Raw genomic sequence first — 1128 nt, 5'->3', positions numbered from 1 at the left:
GTGGCGCCGGCCGAGCTGGGCGCACTGGTCGTGCGCGAGGCGCTGGCCCGCGCGCAGGTGTCCGGCGACGACGTCGGCCACGTGGTGTTCGGCAACGTGATCCAGACCGAGCCGCGCGACATGTACCTGGGCCGCGTCGCCGCGGTCAACGGCGGCGTCTCGATCAACGCGCCCGCGTTGACCGTGAACCGCCTGTGCGGCTCCGGCCTGCAGGCCATCGTCAGCGCCGCGCAGACCATCCTGCTGGGCGATACCGACGTTGCCATCGGCGGCGGTGCCGAAAGCATGAGCCGCGCCCCGTACCTGGCGCCGGCGGCGCGCTGGGGCGCCCGCATGGGCGATGCCGGCCTGGTCGACATGATGCTGGGCGCGCTGCATGACCCGTTCCACCGTATCCACATGGGCGTGACCGCCGAGAACGTCGCCAGGGAATACGACATCTCGCGCGCGCAGCAGGACGAGGCCGCGCTGGAATCGCACCGCCGCGCGTCCGCCGCGATCAAGGCCGGCTATTTCAAGGACCAGATCGTCCCGGTGGTGAGCAAGGGCCGCAAGGGCGATGTGACGTTCGACACCGACGAGCACGTGCGCCATGACGCCACCATCGACGACATGACCAAGCTCAAGCCGGTCTTCGCCAAGGAAAACGGCACCGTCACCGCTGGCAATGCCTCGGGCCTGAACGACGCCGCCGCCGCGGTGGTGATGATGGAGCGTGCCGAGGCCGAGCGCCGCGGCCTGAAGCCGCTGGCGCGCCTGGTGTCGTACGGCCATGCCGGCGTCGACCCCAAGACCATGGGCATCGGCCCGGTGCCGGCGACCAGGATCGCGCTGGAACGCGCCGGCCTGCAGGTGTCGGACCTGGACGTGATCGAGGCCAACGAAGCCTTCGCCGCGCAGGCCTGCGCCGTGACCAAGGCACTCGGCCTGGATCCGGCCAAGGTCAACCCGAACGGCTCGGGCATCTCGCTGGGCCACCCGATCGGCGCCACCGGCGCGCTGATCACGGTGAAGGCGCTGTACGAACTGCAACGCGTGCAGGGCCGCTACGCGCTGGTGACGATGTGCATCGGCGGCGGGCAGGGCATTGCCGCCATCTTTGAGCGGATCTGAGGTTGGCCTTGCGCC

Annotated in this window: 1 protein-coding gene; it reads left to right on the top strand. The window is 70.5% G+C overall.

Translation table 11 applies throughout. The features are described from left to right. Window positions 1–1113, top strand: a 1113-nt coding sequence (locus J8I34_RS34125; protein ID WP_245176359.1) for an acetyl-CoA C-acyltransferase family protein, incomplete at its 5' end; no start/stop codon positions are given. Window positions 1114–1128 lie beyond the last annotated feature (15 nt).

Source organism: Cupriavidus phytohabitans (assembly GCF_017815025.1).
In the GTDB taxonomy this organism is placed as follows: domain Bacteria; phylum Pseudomonadota; class Gammaproteobacteria; order Burkholderiales; family Burkholderiaceae; genus Cupriavidus.
Note: the sequence above shows the minus strand (reverse complement) of the source record. Positions and strands in the feature narration are given on the sequence as shown.